19 protein-coding genes are annotated in these 20,421 nt (G+C 56.8%); 13 read left to right on the forward strand and 6 right to left on the reverse strand.

Translation table 11 applies throughout. The annotated features are described in order from the left end of the window. Window positions 1-205 precede the first annotated feature (205 nt). Window positions 206-775, forward strand: coding sequence for a tetratricopeptide repeat protein (locus tag G536_RS30630; protein WP_169515088.1), 570 nt, complete (start codon window positions 206-208; stop codon window positions 773-775). A 79-nt stretch (window positions 776-854) separates the two neighbouring features. Here the strand turns inward: G536_RS30630 and G536_RS0112405 are convergent, their stop codons facing one another. Further along, window positions 855-2,099 carry an NAD(P)/FAD-dependent oxidoreductase gene (locus G536_RS0112405; RefSeq protein WP_022823919.1) on the reverse strand — a complete coding sequence of 415 codons (1,245 nt, stop codon included), beginning with the start codon at window positions 2,097-2,099 and terminating at the stop codon, window positions 855-857. A 177-nt stretch (window positions 2,100-2,276) separates the two neighbouring features. Here G536_RS0112405 and fabG point away from each other — a divergent pair, with 177 nt between their 5' ends. Then, complete coding sequence (gene fabG / locus G536_RS0112410; RefSeq protein WP_022823920.1) at window positions 2,277-3,026, forward strand: 3-oxoacyl-[acyl-carrier-protein] reductase; 750 nt, start codon at window positions 2,277-2,279, stop codon at window positions 3,024-3,026. Between the two features lie 248 nt (window positions 3,027-3,274). Further along, window positions 3,275-4,456, forward strand: coding sequence for an MFS transporter (locus G536_RS0112415; protein WP_022823921.1), 1,182 nt, complete (start codon window positions 3,275-3,277; stop codon window positions 4,454-4,456). Window positions 4,457-4,548: 92 nt separating this feature from the next. Here the strand turns inward: G536_RS0112415 and G536_RS0112420 are convergent, their stop codons facing one another. From G536_RS0112420 to G536_RS0112430, 3 genes are all read right to left on the reverse strand, one after another. Beyond that, window positions 4,549-5,913, reverse strand: a complete 1,365-nt coding sequence (locus G536_RS0112420; protein ID WP_022823922.1) for a glucoamylase family protein — start codon at window positions 5,911-5,913, stop codon at window positions 4,549-4,551. A gap of 145 nt (window positions 5,914-6,058) precedes the next feature. Next, window positions 6,059-7,618 (reverse strand): RagB/SusD family nutrient uptake outer membrane protein, encoded by a 1,560-nt coding sequence (locus G536_RS27640; RefSeq protein ID WP_022823923.1) that lies wholly within the window; start codon window positions 7,616-7,618, stop codon window positions 6,059-6,061. A 9-nt stretch (window positions 7,619-7,627) separates the two neighbouring features. Then, window positions 7,628-10,717, reverse strand: a complete 3,090-nt coding sequence (locus tag G536_RS0112430) for a SusC/RagA family TonB-linked outer membrane protein (RefSeq protein WP_022823924.1) — start codon at window positions 10,715-10,717, stop codon at window positions 7,628-7,630. 582 nt (window positions 10,718-11,299) lie between these two features. Between G536_RS0112430 and G536_RS0112435 the strand changes: the two genes are divergently transcribed. After that, the gene (locus G536_RS0112435) at window positions 11,300-11,914 is read left to right on the forward strand and encodes a YiiX family permuted papain-like enzyme (RefSeq protein WP_022823925.1); all 615 of its coding nucleotides are present in this window, start codon (window positions 11,300-11,302) and stop codon (window positions 11,912-11,914) included. Window positions 11,915-12,004: 90 nt separating this feature from the next. On the opposite strand, the gene G536_RS0112440 is transcribed toward G536_RS0112435, so the two are convergent. Continuing rightward, window positions 12,005-13,117 carry a hypothetical protein gene (locus tag G536_RS0112440; protein ID WP_169515089.1) on the reverse strand — a complete coding sequence of 371 codons (1,113 nt, stop codon included), beginning with the start codon at window positions 13,115-13,117 and terminating at the stop codon, window positions 12,005-12,007. Window positions 13,118-13,692: 575 nt separating this feature from the next. Here G536_RS0112440 and G536_RS0112445 point away from each other — a divergent pair. The 8 genes from G536_RS0112445 (at window position 13,693) to G536_RS32180 (ending at window position 18,951) form a co-directional block, all read left to right on the forward strand. Beyond that, window positions 13,693-14,697 carry a hypothetical protein gene (locus tag G536_RS0112445; protein ID WP_157530601.1) on the forward strand — a complete coding sequence of 335 codons (1,005 nt, stop codon included), beginning with the start codon at window positions 13,693-13,695 and terminating at the stop codon, window positions 14,695-14,697. 46 nt (window positions 14,698-14,743) lie between these two features. Further along, on the forward strand, window positions 14,744-15,568 hold the full coding sequence (locus tag G536_RS0112450) for an alpha/beta fold hydrolase (protein WP_022823928.1): 825 nt from the start codon (window positions 14,744-14,746) through the stop codon (window positions 15,566-15,568). Between the two features lie 130 nt (window positions 15,569-15,698). Next, a complete protein-coding gene (locus tag G536_RS0112455) occupies window positions 15,699-16,283 on the forward strand; it encodes a hypothetical protein (RefSeq protein ID WP_022823929.1) in 585 nt (194 codons plus the stop codon). Window positions 16,284-16,395: 112 nt separating this feature from the next. Then, window positions 16,396-17,076 (forward strand): metallophosphoesterase, encoded by a 681-nt coding sequence (locus G536_RS0112460; RefSeq protein WP_022823930.1) that lies wholly within the window; start codon window positions 16,396-16,398, stop codon window positions 17,074-17,076. 32 nt (window positions 17,077-17,108) lie between these two features. Further along, a complete protein-coding gene (locus G536_RS0112465; RefSeq protein ID WP_022823931.1) occupies window positions 17,109-17,555 on the forward strand; it encodes a hypothetical protein in 447 nt (148 codons plus the stop codon). Between the two features lie 150 nt (window positions 17,556-17,705). Beyond that, window positions 17,706-18,404 (forward strand): hypothetical protein, encoded by a 699-nt coding sequence (locus G536_RS27645; protein WP_022823932.1) that lies wholly within the window; start codon window positions 17,706-17,708, stop codon window positions 18,402-18,404. 225 nt (window positions 18,405-18,629) lie between these two features. Continuing rightward, on the forward strand, window positions 18,630-18,770 hold the full coding sequence (locus tag G536_RS32175) for a hypothetical protein (RefSeq protein ID WP_022823933.1): 141 nt from the start codon (window positions 18,630-18,632) through the stop codon (window positions 18,768-18,770). A 43-nt stretch (window positions 18,771-18,813) separates the two neighbouring features. Further along, complete coding sequence (locus G536_RS32180) at window positions 18,814-18,951, forward strand: hypothetical protein (RefSeq protein ID WP_169515090.1); 138 nt, start codon at window positions 18,814-18,816, stop codon at window positions 18,949-18,951. 123 nt (window positions 18,952-19,074) lie between these two features. Here G536_RS32180 and G536_RS0112485 read toward each other — a convergent pair whose 3' ends face one another. Beyond that, on the reverse strand, window positions 19,075-19,488 hold the full coding sequence (locus G536_RS0112485; RefSeq protein WP_022823935.1) for a TerB family tellurite resistance protein: 414 nt from the start codon (window positions 19,486-19,488) through the stop codon (window positions 19,075-19,077). A 228-nt stretch (window positions 19,489-19,716) separates the two neighbouring features. On the opposite strand from G536_RS0112485, the gene G536_RS33065 reads away from it, so the two are divergent. Then, window positions 19,717-20,346, forward strand: coding sequence for a DUF3885 domain-containing protein (locus G536_RS33065; protein WP_022823936.1), 630 nt, complete (start codon window positions 19,717-19,719; stop codon window positions 20,344-20,346). Window positions 20,347-20,421: the final 75 nt, after the last annotated feature.

Consider the following 20,421-nt stretch of genomic DNA (forward strand, 5'->3'; position numbering starts at 1 on the left):
GGTTTTCATTGAAATCCGTATCTTCTACGCTCCGTTCTCCCTCCCACTCGCGCCCCTTTGCTCTGTTATGGTTCGCCATCTGTTACTCCTCCTCTCTGCTGCTGGCCTTGTGTTGACTTGCACGCAGTGTGCTACCTCTGAAAAAGAAAGATTAACCCCTGCCTCACAGCGGGCGTTTCGGTTGGAGCGGGCGGCTCCACTGGTAATGCCGGATACCACGCCGCTGGTTACGGCGAGTACTGCACTAGCTACCACTGCCACGGAAACCGGCCTTCCAGAGGAGACTGACTACCGCGCTACGGCTCCCGAGGCAGTAGCAGTTAGCGCCCCTGCCGACGTGCGAGGCCTACTAGCTCGTGCCAAAGCCAGAAGCCACGTGAAAGAGTACAGCACGGCCATTGCGTACCTGAACATGGCGCTCCGCTTTGCCCCTACCAATGCCGATGCGTATTACCAGCGCGGCCTGACCCGGCTGAAGCTCAAGCAGTATCCTGCCGCCATTACCGATTTCACCAAGGCCACGCAGTATAATCCGCAGTGCAAGGAAGCGTATTTCGGGCGCGGCGTGGCCCGGATGCAGACCCTCAACTTCCGGGCAGCTATTCCTGACTTTACGGCTGCTATCAACCTAGATACTGAGTTTGCCGACGCCTACGAATACCGGGGTATCAGCCACGCTTCCCTTAATAAGCCCACAGAAGCCAAAGCCGATTTGGCGAAAGCTTTTTCGCTCAATCCCGAAGCCGAAAAAAGCCTACGCCGCTACTTGGAGTAACGGCAGAAAGCTGCGGCATAATGCAAAAACGGAGTGAGTATTAGGCAAAGCATTCACGTTGCCAATCCAAAGCTTAGTGTTACTTACTGCCTACTAGCAGCTTGAAGTAGAAGCTAGGTTTGCGTAGCCGTTCGCGCATATCAATGTCCAGAAACATCATCGACAGCGTTTCGGCAATGGTGGGGTTGTTAGCGGCGCGGTTGGCAATGAAGTTGAACAGCCACGGATAATTGAGCAGCCGCTGCATCACGCGGCTCAGACGTAGTTCCTGGCCGAGGCGTTTGTACACGGCTTTGTCATAACCACTCAGAAATTGCGGGGTAAACTGTTGCGCAGCCAAGGCCCGGCCGGCCCAGTCGGCGGCGTGGCGGCCCGATACCATGGCGTGGCTGATTCCTTCGCCGCTAAACGGGTCGATGAGGGAGGCGGCGTCGCCGAGGAGCAAGTAGTTGGGGCCGGAGAGCTGGCGGCGCTTCGAGCCTAGCGGCAGGCCGAAGCCGCGCACCGGCCCAAGCCGTTCGGCTGTGGCAAACCGGTCTTTCAAGGCGGGGTGCGTAACCAGCATTTCCGCTAGCCGCTCCCGCAGGTTTACTTTCCGCTTGGATACAGCTTCGGTGAGCATGCCCACGCCCACATTGGCCTCGCCATTAGGCAGCGGAAATACCCACAAGTAGCCGGGCAGAAAGTCCTGAATAAAATGCAACTCGATGAAGTTATCGGGGTGCAGGCCGGTTACGCCGCTATAATAGGCCCGTAGTCCGGCGCAGTGGTGGGCCGGCTCCAGGGCGTGGCCGCCAATCTGCCGGGCAAACGCGGATTGAGCGCCGTTGGCTATTAGCAGCAACTTTGCCAGCGCCACAGGTGCCCCCGCGGCGTCTTTAAGTAGCCAGCGGCCGTCGGGCTGCTGTTCGTGCTGGCTGATGTCCACTCCTTCGCGCAGCTCGATTTCGGGGCGGCGGCGCACTTCTTCAATCAGGAAATTATCGAAGTCGATGCGCTTGCTGATGTGGCCGGCGGCGGCATCAACGCTTGGGTTGTAACGGGGCTTGAACGGCACCGATAAGCGGCGGCCGTTGGGGGCGTAGAAGTCGATGCCCCACGAAGGCAGCTGCATGGGCGCGGCTTCCAATTGGGCTGGCAAATCGGCCCCGATCCGGCGCAGCTCGGCCAGCACTTTCCCGCTGAGGGCATCACCGCACACTTTGTCGCGGGGGAATGTGGCGCGGTCGAGGAGCAGGCAGGGCTGGCCGGCATTGGCGAGGTGCAGCGCGGCCGTAGCGCCACCGGGCCCGGCTCCCAGAATACAGATATCGGTTTCAAGCATGTTTTTCGAGCTATTAGCTGCTGGCTGCTAGCCGTTAGCTTCCGGCTGATGTAAAACGCGGCGCAAGCTACGGCAAAGCACCCAACCAAAGGGCGCTAGGTAGTGGCTGGTGCTACCTGCAAAAAAGCTAACGGCCAGTAGCCAACAGCTAATAGCCTGTTTTACTACCTTCGTCCCATGACTAAACTGCTCGACGGAAAAGTGGCCCTCATTACGGGTGCCTCCAAAGGAATCGGCCGCGCCATTGCGGTGCATTTCGCCCAACTGGGCGCTCAGGTGGCTTTCACCTACCTCTCCAGCGTGGAGAAAGGCCAGCAGCTCGAAGAAGAGCTAGCCGCCCACGGCACCAAAGTGAAAGGCTACCGCTCCGACGCCTCGGTGTACGCGGAGGCCGAAAAGATGGTGGAAGACGTAGTAGCCGAGTTCGGTAAGCTCGACATTCTCGTCAACAATGCCGGCATCACGCAGGATGGCTTGCTGATGCGCATGAGCGAGCAGCAGTGGGACCAAGTGATGGCCGTGAACCTGAAATCGGTGTTCAACCTCACCAAAGCCGCTACTAAGCCTATGATGCGCGCCAAAGCTGGCAGCATCGTGAACATGACTTCGGTGGTTGGCATCAAAGGCAATGCCGGCCAGGCCAATTACGCCGCCTCGAAGTCGGGCATTATCGGCTTTACGAAGTCGGTGGCGCTGGAACTGGGCTCGCGCAATATCCGCTGCAACGCCATTGCGCCCGGCTTTATTGAAACTGAAATGACCGATGCCCTCGACCAGAAACAGGTGGACGAGTGGCGCAAAGCTATTCCGCTCAAGCGCGGCGGCTCGCCCGAAGACGTGGCTAAAGCCACCGCCTTCCTCGCCTCCGACAACAGCAGCTACATCACCGGCCAAGTGTTGCAGGTGGATGGCGGCATGCTGACGTAGAACTTATCTACCGGAACTGTCATGCAGAGGCGCAGCCGAAGCATCTCGCGTGCTGACGTTGCAACAGTAATCCAGCATCAACATGCGAGATGCTTCGGCTGCGCCTCTGCATGACGTTCTTGCTGCTTGTCGATTATTTTTTGAACAAGATAGAAACGTGTCGGGTTGTGTAGGCTTTCTTCAAAGGGTCCTGCTGACCCGACACGTTTTTTATTGCGCCTCTTCCTGAACGCGCAAACAAGCTTTCCATGAAATCAAAACTAGCACTGGTTCCTCTCACGCTGGGCGGGTTCGGCATTGGCATGACCGAATTCGTCATGATGGGTATTCTGCCTGATATTGCCAAGGCTATGCATCTCACCATTCCGGCGGCCGGGCACTTCATTTCGGCGTATGCGCTGGGTGTAGTGGTAGGTGCGCCGCTGTTGGTGGCCTTCACGGTGAAGATGCCACCCAAGCGGATTCTGGCGTTGCTGATGGCCTTGTTTGCCATTGGCAACGGCTTGTCGGTGCTGGCTTCCAGCTACCACCTCATGCTCCTGACCCGATTTCTTTCGGGGCTGCCACACGGCGCGTTTTTTGGGGTAGGCGCGGTAGTGGCGGGGCGGCTAGCCGAGCCAGGCAAAGAGGCGCGGGCCATTTCTATGATGTTTGCGGGGCTAACGTTTGCCAACATCATTGGCGTACCGATTGGCACGTATCTGGGCCACAACTACGGCTGGCAGATTCCCTTTGTGCTGATTGTAATAGTGGCTTCACTCACAGTGCTGAGTGTGTGGCGTTGGCTACCGGCGCTTCCCGCCAAAGAAACCAACTTGCGGCAGGAGTTTCAGGCCTTCACACACCTGGAACCCTGGATGATTATCGGCATCACGATTCTGGGCAACGGCGGCTTTTTTGCGTGGTTCAGCTATATCGTGCCGCTGTTCACGGAAGTGGCGGGCTTCAGCAACAATGCCGTTACGTTTCTGATGGTGCTGGCGGGTGTAGGCATGTCGTTGGGCAACCTGCTGGGCGGCTGGCTCACCGACCGAATGTCGCCGCTACGGGCTACCACTTGGCTGCTGCTGGCCATGACGGTTTCGCTGCTGCTTGTCCCGCTTGCGGCGCAGTATCAGGTGTCCACCATTCTCATCACCATGCTGACTGGGGCACTTGCCTTCTCTACAGCCGCTCCTATCCAAATGCTGATGATCCGGTCGGCGAAAGGCTCGGAAATGCTGGCCTCTTCTCTAAGCCAATCGGGTTTTAATACCGGCAATGCCTTGGGCGCTTACCTGGGCGGCTTGCCTATTGCGGCGGGCTTGGGCTATACCTCGCCTGATTGGGTGGGCGCGGCCTTGGTGCTAGGCGGCATCCTGTTTTGCGTGGCTCTGGTTTTCCGGCGGCGCAAGCGAGCTGCTGCCCCGGCAGTTGCTTTGGCCGGATAACTCTGTATTACGGCAGAAATAGCCAAAAAACACCCACGGCGTCGTTCCTTACATTGCTTGGAACGACGCCGCGGGTGTTTTTTCGTCAGCTGTTACTTCTTCAGTTGAGGACTCTCGAAGCCTAGTTTAGTGAGGCCGCGCTGCACGTCGGGGCTGCTCATGAACAGCTTCCAAAGCAACCCGCTGCGGTGGTTTTCTATCATCACCACAATCGGGCCCTGGTCGATGGCAAGGTGCGACTTGGCGTACCAGTTATGCTGCTCGCTGAACCCGTCCACGAATCCGTACTCACTCCAGATATTGTCGCCGAGGTCGTTGTAGAAGTGCTTTAGCGCCGCCATCGACTCTTGGGGCGCGTACGGCATAGCCGACAGCGCGGCGGTGGGCGAAATCACACCCAAATCTTCACTGGGTGAGTGCGCGGCGTAGCCTTTGTAGCTGTCGGAGGCGGTGAGGCCCCAGTTGTTGGGACCGTAGCCCTTGTACTTCTTGGGATTATCAACGCAGTAGGCGTAGTTGATGCGGGTGTGGGCCTGGTTTTGCTGCATGTAGTCGGCATACTGGTCTTTGAGGCCGCGCGGGTCGAGGCCCATGAACGAGTAGTGCGAAAAGAACAGCGGCCCGCCGTAGTCGAAGCCCAGCGGCAGCTTGGTTTTGTAGAACTCCTTGCCGTTTTTGAAATAGTCGCCGGTGGCCCAACCCTGGTCGTACACCTTCTTGTCGATGGCGTATTTCGGCGACGACGCGGCCAGCACGTAGGTAATCAGGCACTCATTCCAGCCGTGAATCTGGTGGTTCATGCTCCAACCGTTGTTGGGGCTCCAGTGCCAATACAGCACGTTTTGGCCGCCTTGGGTGTGCCAGTTCCACTCCACATTCTCCCACATCCACAGAATGTGGTTGCGCACGTCCCGCTCGGTTTGGGTTTCCTGGGTGAAGTACTGGCGGGCACAAATCAGGCCTTCAAATAGAAACGAGGTTTCCACCAAATCCGCTCCATCGTCTTTCTGGCTGAACCGGATGGTCTTGCCCGTAGCCCCGTTCAACCAGTGCGGAAACACCCCGTGAAACGAATCGGACTTCTCCAGAAACTTCACGATTTTAAGGATGCGCGTGGCGGCTTGTTCCCGCGTAATCCACTTACGGTCAGCCGCCACGATAATGGCCATGATGCCGAAGCCCGTGCCGCCAGTCGTCACCACTTCGTTACCGTACTCATAGGCCACGTTGCTTCGCTCGCGCGCCATGCCGGATACCGGGTGCCCGAAGTCCCAGAAATAGCGGAACGTCTGGCGCTGCACTTGGTCGAGCAGTTGCTCATCGGAGAGGTTGCGGGGGCGTTGCTTGGCGTTGAACTTGACGGTTGCAGCCGGTGCTTTTTTAACAGGCGCTTTCTGCTGTGCGAAAAGCAAGCTGGGCAGCAGGAGGCAGAGGAAAAGGAGGAGTTTTGCTTTCATACATTATTTTTTACCAACGGACAGTACGAGCTAAAAGAACGTCATGCTGAGCTTGCCGAAGCACCTCTACCGCTTCAATGAACTGCTCACACAAAGCGGTAGAGATGCTTCGGCAAGCTCAGCATGACGTTCCTCTGGCTATTGCCTAGTACCCTGGGTTCTGGGTGAGCTGGCCGCCGCTGAGGTCAATTTGGGGCTGCGGGATGGGGAAGATTTCGTTTTTGTTCTTGGTGAACGTCTTGCCTTGCGCTGCGAAAATGGGCACGATGCGGCCAGGCTGCACGCTTTCTTGGCGCACCAAGTCAAAGAACCGGTCGTGTTCCAGAGCCAGCTCTACGCGGCGCTCCTGCCAGATTTGGGTGAGCGTGGGCGCCGTAATAGCCGCCAAGCCCGCGCGGGTACGCACCAGGTTCAGGTTGGTAGCCGCCGCGGTGGTGTTGCCAGTTTGCAAAGCCGCTTCGGCGTTGATGAGCAGCACTTCGGCGTAGCGCAGTACCCGGACGTTCTTGGGCAGGAAATCGTTGTTGCCGCAGTTGGCCTCGCGGGTGCGGCTGTGGTAGGCCTTGTAGCTGTAGCGCAACCCTTCCACCGAATCCTTGCTTGGAATCCGGAAACCGTCCCAGAGCACGGTGCCAGTGGAACGTTGCCCGGCTGGCGCGGTAGGATTGATGAAGATGATGCTGCCGGCCCGGCGTACGTCGTTGGCTTCGTAGGCATTCGCCAGCGCCTGGGTGGGCGTGTTGAACCCGAAACCCAAGTCGGCCCAGCCGCCGCGGCCACCGGAGCGGGGGCCCTGGCTAACGGTGTACAACTCGATGGCCGAGTTGTTGCAAGCCGCATTGATACCAGTTTGCACCTCGAAGATGGACTCCGAGCTGTTGGCACCCACCGTCCGCCAGATGTCGGCGTAAGTGGGGTACAGCGCGTAGGCCCCCGAGCGGCCCTGAATTATTTCGTTGGTGAGGGCGTAGGCCTGCTGGTAGTTTTTCTGATACAGATACACCTTGGCCAGCATGCCCTGCGCGGCGGCCTTGGTGGCGCGGCCGGTTTGGGTAGCGGCTTTCAGGGGCAAGTTATCCACCGCAAACTGCAAGTCGCTGACAATGAATTGGTAGATTTCCTCTACACTAGCGCGGCGCTGAAACTCGGGGCTGTTGATTTCCGAGGCGGCCGGCACCCGGTCTAGCTTGGGCACCCCACCGAACAGGCGCACCAAGTTGAAGTAGAAGTAGCCGCGCAGGAAGCGCACCTCCCCTATCAGCCGGTTTTTCTCGGCATCGGAAGCTGGACTCAGCGGAATCTTGTCGAGGGCTTGGTTGGCGCGGCCCACGGCCTGGAAATAGCCGTTCCAGCAGTTATTGATGTTGCTGTTGGTGGACGTGAGGGTGAAATTGTCCACGGCGGCGGCATCGGCGTAGTCGCTCGGGGTGCTGCCTTTGTCGGCGTCGTCGGAGGCAATGTCGGTGAGGATGACGAACTGCAAACCGTGCACATCGGGGCCGAAACCACCAAGGTACATCACGTTATACACGCCATCTACCAGCTTTTGGGCGGCGGCGGGGTCAGTCCGGATGGCGTCTTCACTGAGCTGGCCCTGCGGCGCAACGTCCAAAAAATCTTTACAGCCGCTAAAAAGGGCCAAAGTGCAAGCTAGCGCGGCCGTGCCAGCGCGGCGCGGGAAGGAAGTGGGTATTTGAAAAGACATCGGCGTAGCTTATTTGAAATTGACGTTCAGCCCCAGCGTAATCGTGCGGGTGGTAGGATAGGCGCTGGTCGTAGACGTGGGGTTTTCGATGCCAGAATCAAGCGGCCCGCCCGGTAGCTCCGGCGTGAAGCCGCTGTAGTTGGTGACCGTGAACAGGTTCTGGGCGGAGGCAAATACTCGTAGCGAAGTCATGCGCAGCCGCTCCAGCGCGGCGCCGGGTATTGTGTAGCCAATTACCACGTTAGTCAGGCGCAGGAAATCCCCTTTTTCCAGGAAATAGGTGGAGTTGGGCATGCTGCTCATCAGGGCCCGGGGGTTGGTGTTGGAGGGGTTGCTGGCGGTCCACCGGTCGTTAGCGAATTCAGCTTCCACGTTGTCGGTATTGGTGGTGCGCAGCTGCTTTTTGGCGTTGTAGACTTTGTTGCGCAGGTTGCCCGAAAACACGAACGAGAAGTCCACGTTGCGGAAATTCAGCCCGCCGTTGATGCCGTAGTACACCGGCGGCTGATAGGAGCCGAAGTACGACCGGTCGCGCAAATCCACGGTGCCGTTGCCGTCGGTATCGGCGTATTTCAGGTCACCGACTTGGGGGTTGAACGTGGACCGGGGGCCGCTGGCAATTTCATCGGCCGACTGGTACACGCCAATGGCATCGAGCAGGTAGAAGCTGCCGGCCGCCACGCCGTTGTCGGAGCGCGTGACGAGGTTGGTACCGCCAAACAGCGCTTGCCCGCCGTTCAGGTTGGCAATGCGGTTCTTGTTGAAAGTGGCATTCATCCCGAAGTTGTAGCTCCAATCCTGGCTTTCGCCGATGCTGGTGCGCCAGTTCAGGCCCGCTTCAATACCGCGGTTGGTGATGTCGGCGGCGTTGGTGATGAGTTGGTTGTTGGGGTCGCCGAGGATGCCGGGAATCGTAATCGGGATGAGGGCATCGGAAGTGCGCTTGTCGTAGTAGGTCACTTCGCCGGTCAGGCGGTTGTCCAGCAAGCCAAACTCCACGGCCACATCGTACTCGGTGGTGGTTTCCCAGCGCACGTCGGCATCCTTGAGTTCAGTGATGGTGGCACCCAACACGGGCTGCCCGTTTATCACGTACGGAATGTTGGAATTGGCCGTGATGATATAGGTATCAGCCGGAATCTGGTCGTTGCCGAGTTGCCCGACGCTGGCCCGCAGCTTCAGGAAGTTCAGCACGGTGTTGTTCTGCAAAAAGGCCTCGTCAGACATCACCCAGCCCAAACCCACCGACGGAAAGAAGCCGTTGCGCCGGTCACGGTTGAACTTCGAGGTGGCATCGTGCCGCAGGTTGGTGGTGAACAGGTAGCGGTCCTTGAACGTGTAGTTGACGCGGCCGAGATAGGAAATTCGCCGGTCTTTGGAGGCCGCCGAGCCGTTGGCAGACGAGTTCGGGTCGCCGGAGCCGAGGTACCACTGGTTGGGGTCGGTGGGCACATCGCGCCGCAACCCCGAAAACTGGTCGTTTAGGCCCTCTTCCACCACATTACCGACCAGCACCGTCAGGTTGTGGGCCTCGCCCAGCACCTTCTGGAAAGTGGCCGTATTTTCTAAAAGGTAGCGGTAGTTGTTGTTCTGCTCCACCGACAACGAACTACGCTGGTTGCGCTGGTTGCCGCCCGCCGTCAGGAAGGTGTTCTGGTCGTTGAGGTACTGGTAATCATACACGCGGCGGTTGTTGTAGTTCAAATCCACGTTGATGGCCGAGCGCAACGTCAGGCCACTCACGGGCTTCACATCAATGCCCACGTTGCCCTGCAAGCGGTTTTCGCGGGAGCGGTTGTTGTTCTTCTCGATGTTGAGCACCGGGTTGCCCACGTTGCCGAACGCCGATATGTTGCCGTACAGCCCGCCTTCCTTGGCCACGATAATGGGCGCGGCGCGGTAGGCGTTGCCGTAGGCCGTGCCCAGGTTCACGTCGCGCGTATCGGCGTGGCTGAACGAGGCCTGCGAGCTAATGGTGATTTTCTCCGATAAGTCGAAGGCCGTGTTGGAGCGCACCGTCAGGCGCTTAAACTTGTTGTTGATGACGATACCATCATCCTGCAACAGGTTGCCCGAGAAGTAGTAGCGTACACTCTCACTGGCTCCCGACACCGCCAGATTGTGGTTCTGGAAGGTGCTGCGCCGCAGAATCTCGTCGTACCAGTCGGTGGAAGTGCTGCCGTAGTCGGGAATGGTCTGGGTGGGGGAAATGTCGCGCAGGTAGCTGGTGTACTGGCTGGAGTTGGCCATGTCTATGAGGTTGGCCGCCTGCTTGAAGCCACCGGTACCGCTATAGCTAAGGAGCGGTTTGCCCAGCTTCCCCTGCTTAGTGGTGATGATGATAACGCCGTTGGCCCCGCGCACCCCGTAAATAGCCGCCGCCGAAGCGTCTTTCAGCACGTCGATGGTGGCAATGTCGGCGTTGCTTAGGTTCCGGATATCGGTGGTTTGCACCCCGTCCACCACGTAGAGGGGGTTGGCGCCGGCCAGCAGCGTACCCGTGCCTCTAATCCGCACCACGGGTTGCGAGTTGGGGGTGCCGTCGTTGGTGATTTGTACGCCGGCAATCTTGCCCTGCAAGGCCTGGGTGGCGGTTTGCACCGGCTGATTGACGATTTCGGTGCCTTCCACCCGCGCTACGGCGCCAGTCAGGTCGCGCTTGCTCTGGGTGCCGTACCCGACAACTACCACTTCGCTCAGCGCCTTGCTATCAGGAGCCAGCGTGAGGTCAACGGTGGTGCGGCCGCCAATGGCTACTTCCTGCGCGGTATAGCCCACGTAGGAGAATACCAGCGTGCCGTCTTCGGGCGCCGTGATGGTGTAGCGGCCGTCGGGGTCGGTTTGGGCGCCGTTGGTAGTGCCTTTCACTACCACGTTCACGCCGGGCAAGCCCCCACCGGTTTCATCGAGCACCCGGCCCTTGATGGTGATGTCGGCTACGGCTGGATTAGCGGTAGGCCGCGCCGGAAAAGTGGCGGCACTAGCTACCTGGGGCGTGGCCAGGCTAAGTGTGCCCAGCAGCGCAACGCAGGGCAACGGAAACAGAGCGGCACGCCGGAGCAGCCCATTATGGGCTGGGTTTGGTAAGGGAGGGGTCATACGAATGCGGGAATTTGTTGGGGTTCTTGCCAGCAGGCAAGCAGGTTCAGAGAGCGGCAGGAAACGCCACCACTAGGCCTGTAGACCGAGTAGCAACGACAGAGATGCAAGGCAAGTAGTGCTATTCACTCATAGGCAGGAAATCGTGGAGGAAATTCGGATACACCCGCTCATAACCCGGTTTTCTTAGCCAAAACGAGTATCGCTCTGTCTAGTCAGGTAGCCAAGCAGCAACCTCTCGAAATCGTTTGCACAGATATAGCCTGCTACGGTTCCGGCGCAAAAACGATGTCTGTAGCAACTTCTATTTCAAGTTGCCACCCAGCCTGCTGCCATTTGCAGGAAACTGGACAAGAAAATTATGCGTCCGGGCGTGCAAATATTCCTGTGGGAGCCACATCCGATTGAGGAGAAAAGCAGCTTCCTGACGTAGCTTACCAGCTGAATCCGCACTGCATGGCATGCTGCATTGCTACTGCGGAAGCTGGTCGTGCTATGAAGCTTAGATATCTATTATTACTGCCGCTGTTGCTGTATGGGCTTATTTACTTGTACAGGCCATATAGACAGCGTAAAACATTCATGGAGCGCATAGCCCAAGTTCAGCAAGAGCAGGACGAACGCGCTACAATGGCCTTGGATTCTATCAGGCCCAAGCTCCACAACGGCGACCTTATTTTTCAGACCTCTACTTCCACCCAAAGCCGGGCCATTCAGCTTGCCACTCACTCGCCCTACAGCCACTGCGGCATCCTGTTTCGGCGCGGCACGGAATGGCGTGTATTCGAGGCCGTGCAACCGGTGAGCGAAACATCCTTAGCGGCCTGGGTGGCCCGCGGCAAAGGCGGCCAGTTCGTGGTCAAGCGCCTCCACGACGCCGAAACCGTCCTGACGCCCGCTACGCTGCAACGGCTACGGGCAGCCGGCGAGCAGTACCGCGGCAAAAGCTACGACCTGTATTTCGGCTGGTCCGACGACCGAATCTATTGCTCCGAACTGCTCTGGAAAATGTACCAACAAGCAACCGGCCGCGAAATCGGTCAGCTTGAAACCCTCCGTCAATTCGACCTGAGCCACCCGGCCGTGCAAGCGAAGCTCAAGGAGCGCTACGGCAACCAGATTCCGCTGAATGAGAGGGCGATTTCACCGGTGCGGATGTTCGAGAGTCCGGAGCTGGTGACGGTGGTGCAGAAGTAAGTCTCAGAGCTTAGTAGCCAGCATCGAACTGGGTAACACTCATTGCTTTGTAGTCTTTAAGATAACAGGCAGACGTAGCGCAACGCCCCCCTATTGCTTCACCTCTTTAAATCCCATCTTCTTCACCTCTTCCTCCGATAAGTTCTTCACCTCAGAAATTACACCCACATCGGACTTCTGCACTAAGTTATTCTTGTCTTCGCCAGCCGGCTTATTTTGCTGCTGCTCCGCGTTGGCCATTACCACTCTGCTGGTATTCTCCACTTGCTGCTTGATTTCGATATTCACCTGATTCACGCGCTGCTGCGCGCTAACTAAGTCTTTGCGCAGGTTCTCGATCTGGCCTTTGTATTCGTCAGAGGTGGATTGCTGCTTCCGGAGTACCTGCTGCATCTCGGCTACTTTTCTCTTCAGGTCGTCAACTTCGGATTTGGCTCCGCGCAGCTCCGATTCCTTGTTGCGACGGTCTTGCTCGGCGCGGTCGGCGTCTTGGCGGGCGCGGTCGTTCTGCTGGCGCACGGTTAGTTCGCTGTTGCTGATTAGGCCGTCGCAGTTGCGGGTGAGCAGCAGGTTGGTCAGGCTAATCAGGTCGACGGACACCACATAGTCAGTTTTGAACTGGTCGGATGAGGTGTATACTTTACCGGCAGCGCTAAACACCGTGCCGCTGATGCCCGCCTCAGAGCCGATTTCCTGGTACACGCGGCTGTGTACACTGGTAAGCTTGGCCGAACGGATGTAGTAAATCCGCTTCTTCAACTCCTTGTCTACGTTGCGGGCAGCCTTGCAGATGTCGAGGTAGGGAATGGACGTTTCGGGTACCAGCACGCCGTTTACGTCGGTAAGAATCAGCTCGACGATGGAGCCAGTGGAAGCTCCCGCTGAGGCAATCATATAGCTGCCGTTCATCTTGAACGAGGTGCTGACTTTGGAACTATACAGCACATCGGCCAGGGCCGCGTTTCGTAGCGGCGGCTCGCCTGGCCGCAAAAACTGCCCAATGATGCTGGCTTTATCCTTCTCTTCGAGCAAGATGAGGCAACCCGCCAAGTCGTCAATCTTGTTGCGGTACATGGCCAGCCCTTTGATAAAGGTGCGGTTGGTATAATCCTTGGGCAGGTTGCCGTTTAGCGAAGCCGAGCCATCATTCAGCTTAATTTTGACGATATGGCCTTGCGCACGAGCACCTACAAAGGAGGTCACTGCCAGTATAGCTGCGACTAGAAAAGCTTTAATCATGTTATCGTGAGGTCGGGGAAGGCGGGCCTTCCTGGCTATGTAACAAAATTAAGCATTCTTATTTAGCAGCAAACGGCTGCTTTACGGTTAAATCACTGGATATCTGGCACGGGCAGGATGAGCGGTCAGAACCAAGTAAGTAGTGAAATAATACTACAGCCAGCCTGTTTTCAGCGGAAAAGATACTAGCCACTTTCGCCGGCTGCTACACGGCAGCTAGTGCAACTATAGTTGCGCAGTGCTTGGCAAAGGTGCGCCCTTCAGGCCGTTTTCCGGTGGGCTGACGCGTTGCCGTATGCTGCTGCTGTTGCCCGCTGCTGGCTCTCCATACGGTACTGGCAACGATCGGTCAGCTGGCAAGAAAGCCAGCTGACCGGTAAGTACTCCGCAGCTTGGGTTAGTATAGTCCTCTGGATGCTTGGCAGTATCAGCGCAAAGAGGGCTACACTGGAATAACCAGATTACAGCCGTTCGTAGCGACCTTTACGCGCTGCTTCTGCTACGACCTGCTTTCCTGTTTCCGCCAATTGAACTTCTATTTGAAACGCCTCTTGCTCTTACTACTGGCACTACATGCTACCCTCGCCAGCGCCCAAAAACAAGCCTATTTGCCCCGGAGCATCAAGCTGCCCGCCGAAATTGCCGACCGCGACAATCAGTTTTCGGGGTTGTGCCGGTATGGCAACCTGCTGCTGCTGCTCTCGGAGAGCCGCTTGCAGGAGCACGCCGAGGCCAAAGTGTACGCCCTGGATTTCGCCAGCCTCGACGCCCAGCTAACCCAGCAAACCACAGAACTGCCCTACAAGAAATACCTGCTCCGCAACCTTGATAAGCTGCGGGCTCGCATCGACAGCACCGGCCAGCACTACGAGGGGTTGGAAGGCATGACGGTGCTGGGCAACATAGCGTATTTCTCAGTGGAAACCGCCACCTCGTCGCCTTACTGCTACGTACTCAGGGGCCCGATTGATGACGCCCGCAACACCATCACGCTTGATACACACTACCTGGTACCGCTGGCCAAACCCACGCTTAGCAACGGCACGCACATCTACAATGCCGGGTTTGAGGCCCTGGCGAGCTACGGCCAGAACCTGCTGCTGCTCTACGAGCACAATTACTTTACGCACGACAACTACGCCTTCACGCTGCCTACCCCCGACGACGCCCCCGACATTCCGCAGTATGTGTCTGTGAAGCGGCTGCCCTTCCGAGTGACGGACATGGTGCCCACCGGCAAAAACCGCTTCATCGGCATCAACTATTTCTTCAGCGGTGCCGAAGACAGCGTGTACCGCCCCGCCCCTACTGACCCCAATACCAAATTTGTACGCGCCGGCGCCGGCTACCAGAATTATTGTCGGCTGATTAGCCTGCGGTATAAGCACGGCAGAATTAGCTGGAAACCACTGTTTGAATTACCCAAGCAATATATGCTTTACAACTGGGAGGGGCTAGCAGCCTACCGGGGCGGCTACTTTCTCATCAACGACAAATACGGTCCATCCAACCAGTCCACTTTGCTGTATCTTCAGAAACGATAGGGCGTTTTCTCTTTCGGATTCCATTGATTAGCAAGCCTAATTGCCTATGCTTCGCTCCCTGCTTTTCGCGGTTTTGCTATTGCTCAGCCAGCTTGCAGTAGCGCAGAAAGCTGTTCTGTATGGCGACAACCCCGCCGCCGGTAAGTATGCCCAGGTGCGAGCCGTGAAGCTCTACTACGAAACCTACGGCGCCGGCCCGCCCCTGCTGCTGCTACACGGCAACGGCGGCAGCAGCAAGGAATTCGCTAAAACCATTCCCTACTTCGCCAAGAAGTACCGCGTTATTGCCGTCGACAGCCGGGCGCACGGCAAATCCGTGGACCGCACCGATTCACTGAGCTTCGAGCAGCTGGCTGACGACTGCGCCTCCCTGCTCACTCAGCTGCGCCTCGACTCGGCGTATGTGCTGGGGTGGAGCGACGGAGGCATTACGGCTTTACTTCTGGCGTTGCGCCACCCCGAGAAAGTGAAGCGGCTGGCCGCCACCGGAGCCAACCTCTGGCCCGATTCCACGGCCCTCATGCCCGAGCTGTGGCAGCAAATGAAGCGCGGCTACCAAGAAGGCCGCACCCAAACTTTCACCGACCCCACCCGCCGCAACGACTGGAAGGTGTTTCTGCTGGACTGGCGCCACCCGCACATTCCGCTTGCGGCGCTGGCCGGCATCAAGGCCCCGGCCTTTATCATTGCGGGCGACCGGGACGTGATTCGCCCCGAGCACACGGTAGCCATCTACCAGAACCTGTCCCGCGCCTGGCTCTGGATTCTGCCCAACAGCGGCCACGCCACTCTGCACGAGCACGCCGACGAGTTCAACCACAAAGTAGAAGCGTTTTTTCAGGCCCGTAGCATTGCGCCGCCCGCTCGATGAAATCCTAATACAGCTGCTCCAACAACGTGGTGGGTTTGCGGGGGATTATAGTATCTTTTATGCCTTGTGTTTCTATTCCAAATCTTACCCCATTATGCCACACATATACCGCACGTTAGTCTTTCCACTAATGCTTCTCAGTTGCTGGTCGTGCCGCAAAGACGAAGCCAAACCAAACGGCGAAGTACGGCAATGGGTCTTCACTGCCGGCCGGGAAATCACCGATAAGCAAATAAAAAAGTGCTTCATTGAGCGAGCAGGCACTGCCTTCACGGTGCCGCCTAATACGCAGGTATCCCTTGAGCCCGCGCGGTTTATCAAGCCCGATACCGTTTTATTTGGTGCTTCCACTATACCGTTTGCTGTGGTTAAATCGGGGCAGCAGTATCTGTGCTACTCACCCTTAGTGGTGCGGATATCCACTCCTAACGATATTATTCACAGCCTACTGAAGCACGCCTCGCCGTTGGTTCCGGTGCCCACTTCAACGGGGTTTTCCTACTTAACCAAAGAGGTGCGGGTTGGATACGTCGAGGGTGATAATCTGCGTGTTTCACGGCTACACTACCGGCTGAAGCGAACCGGTTCTTCTGGAAGTTTCAGCGAACAGTCAGGCTCACTTTTCAATGAGTTCAACCAAGCCAGCGTTGCCCGCATTGGTACCGGCGACACGTTGGCTGTGCAAGAATCCAGTATGCTAGTCCCAATTCAGTAGCTCTGGCAACGGCGTCCGCACTATGCACTTGTTACAAAATTATTTCTTTTAACTCCGCCGAAAACAAGCCGGTTTTTCCACATCCTGGGAGCCCTTTGCCCGTACTGCCTGTATGGAAACCTACGTAATTGGGGATATACACGGTGCTTTTCGGGCGCTCCAGCAGGTGCTGGAGCGTAGCCCTTTTCGCCCCGGCCTCGACCGGCTTATTCAGCTTGGCGACGTGGCCGACGGCTGGCCGGAAACGCCGCAGTGCGTGGAGTTGCTGCTAAGCATTCCGAACAGCATCTGGCTGCAAGGCAACCACGACTGGTGGGCTGCCGAGTGGCTGCTGCACCGCCTCCCCCGCACCAAATTAGACCAATTCTGGTACAAGCAGGGGGGCCAGGCTACGTTCAACGCCTATATGCTGGAGCCGGCCGAGGTGGGCAAACGACATTTTCACGATTTTTTCGGGGAGCAGCTTCCTTATTTCGAAGATGAATCGGGCAACCTCTACGTGCATGCCAGCTACGACCCCATGCTACCTATTACCAAGCAGGCCCCCGAAGACCTGATTTGGAGCCGGACCCTGTGGCGGGAGCATCTGGCGGCTGTGGGCTACGAGGAGTGCTTTATTGGCCACACGCCTACCTGGCAGGAAAGCGAAGTACCCTGCCAGCGCGCCAACGTGTGGAACCTCGACCAGGGCGCGGGCTTCCAAGGCCGCCTGAGCATGATGAATGTGCGCACCAAGGAGTTTGTGCAGAGCGACGTTGTGCAGGAGCTTTACCCTGGCGTGAAAGGCCGCTGACCCAAACCGCACCATAGACTTCACCAAGCCAGATGGCAGCAGGTAAAAAACAACGATATACCCAGGAACTGGCCGAACAGGTAGCCGCCGCCCTGCAAACGGGCCGGACGCTGGCCGCTTACCACCGCGACTATTGTGGCATGGGGCTGGAGTACGTTGGTGGCCGGTTCTTTTACGGTGAGGTATGGGACGGCCAGTTGCGTGACTGGAACACGCTGGAAAACCGGGATGCTTTTGTGCTTGTCTTCTCCAATCAATCTGCGTTTGTCACTTGGCTCAGCGTCCAGTCCGATGCCACCCTCAATTGCCGCGAAATGGCCCTGCTGTTCTACTGGGATAATCAGACGATTACGCGGCAGCGGTTAGAGGCTTTCGTTGCCGATGCGCCGTGCAATGCCCGGCCAACTTGGTATCAGGTTATACTACACAGCAACGAGCCGGTTGGTGCTGAAAGAGTATCGAACAATCCGGAGGGCTAATTCAGGTGCCTAGACGGGCCTTGCGAAGGCATGATGCGCTTTATTCGCGCAAATCGTAGGCACTTATCAAACTCAGCCGTAAACAACACATATAGCGCGGACTTTTCGCCGCTACGAGCCTTTTGCGGCTCATCATCAGCTATTCACTTTATGAAAAACTTCACTGTAGAGCGCCTTTCTTTTGACTCGCTGACCGAGCTACCCAACTCCTGGCAAGCCCACGACTACAAAGCTCTGCTCAAGGAAACCGGCTACGACAACCCCGATGAAATAGAGCCAGCCGAGCTGAAAGCCATGGCCCTGATGTCGCTCACCGACCTGGAACCCGCCGAAGCGGCGCAAATGGTACTGGGCTACCTGTTTGCCGACCAGCTCACTACCGGCCAGGTTGAGAACCTGGCGCATCAGATGCTGACCGAGAAGCTGTGGGAAGAAAACCCCGAGCTAAGCCAGCATGAAGGCTTTTATAAAGCCACGCAGCTGCTCTACGAAGCCTACAACGGTAAATTCCCGCGGGCCGAAGCCGTGCAGTTTCAAGTGCAGCTCACCCCCGAAAACCCCGAGGACCTTGCCGCCTTTGATACCCAGCCGGAAGCTCCGCTCCTGCGCCTGCTGGCCCAGGGCATGCCCGACAACACGTTGCTCAAACGCCTGTTTCACGAGCAGCTCGACGGTACCAGCTTTCCTGAAGCGCCCAGCATTGTTTGGCAATTGAATGCGGTGAAAAAGACCGATAGCGCTGTAGTATTCGATGTGGTCAGCTCAGCTTATTGGCTCGACGACTTCAAGTATGCCGACACATACCAAGCCACTACCCAACCCGATACGGTAGTGGAAGAAGTGGAATAAATGGCACCCGCCAAGCAACGGCAAGCCTTGCAAAACCCTGTGGTGTTTTGCAGGGCTCTTTTGTGTGCTCCTGATTCCGGCAAACCTTAACTGTGGGCATTGATAACATTCCGGCAATACACCAAACACATTGGAGTAACAGACGATGCCGGGTTTGGCGTGAACATTATCATTTCAGAAATAAACTATTACTAGCCCTGGTGTTGCTTATATCCGGTCGCGCCTTTGGGTAGGCAACGGAAGCTGTTTCATCGGGAGCCGGCAGCCAGCAAGCAGTGGTGCCAGTCGGTGTCTATCCGCGGATATATGCAGGCCCGCTACAACCGGCTGCTCGAAACCAACCCCGGCGGCGAGCGAGAAGCATGAGCGCGCCTCCCGCAGCTACACCGTTCGGGAGGCGGAAATGGGTGTGGAATGGCAGCCGCTGCCTAGCCTTGAGCTGGTCACGATGTACATGTTGTCGTCGCGCCGCTTCGAGGATTTCCAGCAGCCCGACAATCAGCAGCGTGGCGAGTTACTCCGGCTCCAAGCTCAGCTTAATTTTTAGATAACTAACCTCATATTCGAGCAGCTTATTCTTGCGGCAGTTGATTGGTAGCAACAAACCCAAGGCCCGCCGTGTAGAGTTAGAGTCTACACGGCGGGCCTTGGGTTTGTTGGAGCTATGGCTCTAGCTTACTGTCGCAGCGTTGTGGCTCGGGGCGCTGCCGTTGCCGGCTAGCTGCGAAACCATGTCGTCGAGAATATCCTTGCTGTAGCCAATGCGCATGGCGTATTCCAGGCAGAGGCCATATTCACGCGCATCAATCTGGCCGTCTTGCAGCATCATTTGCACTAAGGTTTGCAGTTCCAGTGTGCGTTGGATGCCCTCGGCCGGCACAATGAAGCTGAGCACACCGATATTGTCGGCAATGGGCTGCACTTCTTCGGCAGCCAACCCTAAGCGGTTGCCCATTTGCAACAGGAAGTCTGCTTCAGCAGCGTCTAGGTTGCCATCGGCGGCGGCTACCAATACTAGGTTCTGGAAGAAAGCCAGCTTTTTCTGCTGAGTATTCAGCACATCTTCAAGAGAATGTTGGGGCATGTGGGTGGATGTTATTGAAGGGTGTAATGGGCCGTCGAAACCGTGGGCGCGAAGCATTTCGGGAAGCATGTTGATTTCGAGCGTTTCGCTATTGCTGTTTCTACGCGCTATCCGTTGGTAGGATGCTGACGAGCTTGGTACTTGCGGCCTTTCCACTGCATCATTTAGCACTTACTTTTTCCTACGTAGCTGTAACTACCTCTACCTGCTACGCCTTTTAGCTTTACTATGCTGACAACTAGTTCACAGTTCATAAACCAGTATTATCCAAGCTTGATATTGGGTCCCGCCTTATTTTATTCTTGGAATATTGGCGTACGATTCGATTTGCAAAGTGAAGTTTCTACCTCAGACCAAGCTTATTTCACTGAAGTAGTACGGCGCGCTACCAGTGTATTTGAAGCTGTGTTCAAACCTACCGACGAAGTATTAATAGTGGTGCAGCGGCCTCGTGATAAGCGATATTTCAGGCGGAGGCGCTTTCGGGCCAATGACTTACTCTTTCGGTTGCTAAACGCATCCAAGCAAGAAGCCCATTTTCAGCGCCTAGCCAACCGAACTCGTTTTGCTAGCACCCAGCAGCTCATTCGGTTTACCATACAACGTTCTGCCAATCAAATTCCGTATCAGCAAATCCTGCAAGCCATTAGTTACCAAGACTTTTCTTCACGTACTCCTCAGCTACACGACGATATATTTTTCCTTAATCTACGGTCAAAATTGATCCTGCACATGTACGATGACCGGGGCCTAGATGTGATTAGCTCCAACGCCGATACGCTCCGGCCACTTTATAATTCGCACCATCACCTACTACTCGATTACGACCGGCAGCAGATGTTAGCCACCTTCAGTTGAATCTATTTCTAGCATTCAAAACGCACAAAAAAAGCCCAGCCAAATGGCCGGGCTTCTCTTTTCCAACTTGTTGTC

The organism is Hymenobacter norwichensis DSM 15439 (assembly GCF_000420705.1).
Taxonomy (GTDB): Bacteria; Bacteroidota; Bacteroidia; order Cytophagales; family Hymenobacteraceae; genus Hymenobacter; species Hymenobacter norwichensis.

What these genes read in the sequence shown, in the direction of transcription:
- G536_RS33065 (WP_022823936.1), top strand. Translation starts at nt 19,717, where the DNA reads ATGCTGACAACTAGTTCACAGTTCATAAACCAGTATTATCCAAGCTTG.
- G536_RS27640 (WP_022823923.1), bottom strand. Translation starts at nt 7,618, where the DNA reads ATGTCTTTTCAAATACCCACTTCCTTCCCGCGCCGCGCTGGCACGGCC.
- G536_RS0112485 (WP_022823935.1), bottom strand. Translation starts at nt 19,488, where the DNA reads ATGCCCCAACATTCTCTTGAAGATGTGCTGAATACTCAGCAGAAAAAG.
- G536_RS0112420 (WP_022823922.1), bottom strand. Translation starts at nt 5,913, where the DNA reads ATGAAAGCAAAACTCCTCCTTTTCCTCTGCCTCCTGCTGCCCAGCTTG.
- G536_RS0112455 (WP_022823929.1), top strand. Translation starts at nt 15,699, where the DNA reads ATGCTTCTCAGTTGCTGGTCGTGCCGCAAAGACGAAGCCAAACCAAAC.
- G536_RS0112460 (WP_022823930.1), top strand. Translation starts at nt 16,396, where the DNA reads ATGGAAACCTACGTAATTGGGGATATACACGGTGCTTTTCGGGCGCTC.
- G536_RS0112435 (WP_022823925.1), top strand. Translation starts at nt 11,300, where the DNA reads ATGGAGCGCATAGCCCAAGTTCAGCAAGAGCAGGACGAACGCGCTACA.
- G536_RS0112405 (WP_022823919.1), bottom strand. Translation starts at nt 2,099, where the DNA reads ATGCTTGAAACCGATATCTGTATTCTGGGAGCCGGGCCCGGTGGCGCT.
- G536_RS0112450 (WP_022823928.1), top strand. Translation starts at nt 14,744, where the DNA reads ATGCTTCGCTCCCTGCTTTTCGCGGTTTTGCTATTGCTCAGCCAGCTT.
- G536_RS27645 (WP_022823932.1), top strand. Translation starts at nt 17,706, where the DNA reads ATGAAAAACTTCACTGTAGAGCGCCTTTCTTTTGACTCGCTGACCGAG.
- fabG (WP_022823920.1), top strand. Translation starts at nt 2,277, where the DNA reads ATGACTAAACTGCTCGACGGAAAAGTGGCCCTCATTACGGGTGCCTCC.
- G536_RS30630 (WP_169515088.1), top strand. Translation starts at nt 206, where the DNA reads ATGCCGGATACCACGCCGCTGGTTACGGCGAGTACTGCACTAGCTACC.
- G536_RS0112465 (WP_022823931.1), top strand. Translation starts at nt 17,109, where the DNA reads ATGGCAGCAGGTAAAAAACAACGATATACCCAGGAACTGGCCGAACAG.
- G536_RS0112430 (WP_022823924.1), bottom strand. Translation starts at nt 10,717, where the DNA reads ATGACCCCTCCCTTACCAAACCCAGCCCATAATGGGCTGCTCCGGCGT.
- G536_RS0112415 (WP_022823921.1), top strand. Translation starts at nt 3,275, where the DNA reads ATGAAATCAAAACTAGCACTGGTTCCTCTCACGCTGGGCGGGTTCGGC.